This window comes from Salinisphaera orenii subsp. halophila YIM 95161, assembly GCF_003732545.1.
Taxonomy (GTDB): domain Bacteria; phylum Pseudomonadota; class Gammaproteobacteria; order Nevskiales; family Salinisphaeraceae; genus Salinisphaera; species Salinisphaera orenii_A.
This window is the reverse complement of record NZ_AYKF01000006.1, coordinates 1-2476: the sequence shown is the minus strand read 5'-3', so window position 1 is coordinate 2476 and position 2476 is coordinate 1. Positions and strand designations below refer to the sequence as shown.

The 2476-nt window shown below is 59.0% G+C and carries 3 protein-coding genes; all 3 read left to right on the top strand.

The window, feature by feature from the left end; all coding sequences use genetic code 11:
- Positions 1-975: FAD-binding oxidoreductase (locus SAHL_RS01680; RefSeq protein WP_148045446.1), on the top strand; the 975-nt coding region annotated here is incomplete at its 5' end.
- Positions 976-1196: 221 nt separating this feature from the next.
- Positions 1197-1583, top strand: coding sequence for a cupin domain-containing protein (locus SAHL_RS01675; protein ID WP_123589690.1), 387 nt, complete (start codon positions 1197-1199; stop codon positions 1581-1583).
- 517 nt (positions 1584-2100) lie between these two features.
- On the top strand, positions 2101-2476 hold a 376-nt coding region (locus SAHL_RS01670; RefSeq protein ID WP_148045447.1), incomplete at its 3' end, for an FAD-binding oxidoreductase.

The following is a 2476-nucleotide window of genomic DNA, read 5'->3' as shown; positions in this document are numbered from 1 at the left end:
ACCGGTGTCGGCGGGCTGACCCTGGGCGGCGGCATTGGTTACCTCACGCGCACCTATGGGTTGACCATCGACAACCTGTTGTCCGTCGACATGGTCCTCGCCGACGGTAGCTTCGTAACCGCCAGCGCCGAAAAGAACGCGGACCTGTTCTGGGCCGTTCGCGGCGGTGGCGGCAATTTCGGCGTGGTGACATCGTTTGAATTCCAGCTGCATCCGGTAAGCACGGTCTATGGCGGCCCGATGCTCTGGCCGATCGAGCAAGCGGGCGAACTCATGAAAACCTGGCGCGACTACATCCTCGCCGCGCCCGAGGCGATCAATGGCTGGTTCGGCCTGGTCACGGTCCCGCCCGGGCCGCCTTTCCCGGAGGCATACCACCTGAAGAAAATGTGCGCCGTCGTCTGGTGCGACACCGCGCCGGCGGCGCAGGCAGAACAGCGGTTTGCTTTCATACGACAGTCATTCGGCACCCCGGCGATCGACTTCGCCGGCCCGATTGCCTGGCCGGAGTTGCAGAGCCTATTCGATCCGGTCTATCCGCCTGGTCTGCAGTGGTACTGGAAGGCGGATTTCGTCGGGCAACTCAGTGACGACGCGATTGGGTTGCATCTGCAGCACGGCCGTAATCTGCCGACCATGCACTCGACCATGCATCTTTACCCGATCAACGGTGCGGCGCACCGCGTCGCAAAGAACGACACAGCGTTCAATTTTCGCGATGCCACCTTCGCCCAGGTGATTGTGGGCGTGGACCCGGATCCCGCGAACAACGAGCGGATGATCGACTGGAGCCAGGCGTACTGGGAGGCGCTGCACCCCCATTCGGACGGCGGCGCCTATATCAACATGATCATGGACGAGGGTCAGGACCAGGTCAGGGCCGCCTATCAAGATAATTACGATCGCCTGGTCACCGCCAAGCAGAGATTCGACCCGGGCAACCTTTTCCAGATCAACCAGAATATCCGGCCTTAGACCGCCGGGGCCGGTACACGGCGGCATTGATCGCAAAATGACCCTGATTTTATTTATGGCATCTCCGCCCGCGCCACCTTTCTATTGACACGGCGGTGGCCGCAGACCTGGCGTGCCTTCGTCGGCCCTGGCAAAAAGCAAAGTGACCTGCGTGCCACCACACCCCTACCGGCGGATGAGCGCCGACATGCCAAATTCTCATTGCAACCGAGGAAAACGTCATGCGCATAGCAAAAGATAATGTTCCCGTCCTGATCGATGTGCCCGGTGCGATTGCTAGGCATCAGACCGACTTTGGCGATGCAACGGGCTACGCGGTGATGGGAGCCGAATACTTCTCCTTTGGTTCCGGAACCGATTTGACGGAGTTATTAAACGGCCTCGAGGGCGACGCTTGTCAGAGCCCGCACTGGGGATACGTTGTTAAAGGAGCGATTACCGCCATGTATACGGATGGTTATGAAGAAACATCGACAGCCGGAGACCTCTTCTACTGGCCTCCGGGACACAGCGTTAGGGCAGAAGACGATACCGACATCGTCATGTTCAGCCCACAGCGAGAACACTGCACAGTGATTGATCATATCAAGCGCAAAGTCAATGCATGAAAGAGCTGAACCACTCTATGACCGGATCCACTGACTCGCAGAACGATCGGTCATGCCTATTATCCAAAGCGCAGGCGCGCGAAACGGAGAACGACCATGAACCTCCAATCAAAATTAGCAACTATAGGTATGTACGTGATATTCACTTTCGCACTCGGAGGCCCTACCGGCGCTGCGCTCGCTCAGCAAGAAGCGGTTGATGAATACAACCACTACATGAACAACAGGAGCGTGGCCGCACACAATGACAAACGTGATCTGTGGCAAGCCATCGATCGACTGCACTCGAGAATCCGCTGTTTGGAGGCGCCAGGACGCACCTGCGTATCGCAAATGGCCGGACCCGATACATCAGCACGGGATTTGAAGCCTTTGCCCGCGCGAGAGTTCTAAGTCTGCCGCGATCAGTTTACGCGCCAGGACAACGAGCCGGGACACAAACGGATTGCAACACGGCTGGAGCAGTCGAAAGCAAGCGATACCTTGCCGGATTATTCGGATCCGAGGAGTAGCCGAGATGAAAAACTTCAATTATCAAAGCCAGGTGCCGGAGGCAGCCGTCGCCGACTTGTGTGCTGCCCTTCGCGGCGTGGCGCTGCAGCCGCGCGACGCGCATTACGATGACGCCCGCGCGGTCTGGAACGCCATGATCGATCGGCGTCCCGCCTTGATCGTTCGCGCTCTGGGCACATCGGACGTGATCGCCGCCGTGGCCTTCGCCCGCGAGCACCGACTGGAAATTGCAGTCAAGGGTGGCGGCCATAACGTGGCTGGCAGCGCCGTCTGCGATCGCGGCCTGATGCTCGATCTTTCCGAGATGATCTCGGTTCGGGTCGACCGCGAGCATAAAACCGCCCGGGTCGAACCCGGCGCCTTGATCAACGATCTCGATC

Bases quoted from the DNA above. Each gene is read 5' to 3' on its own strand.
- SAHL_RS01675 (WP_123589690.1), top strand. From the start codon at position 1,197: ATGCGCATAGCAAAAGATAATGTTCCCGTCCTGATCGATGTGCCCGGT.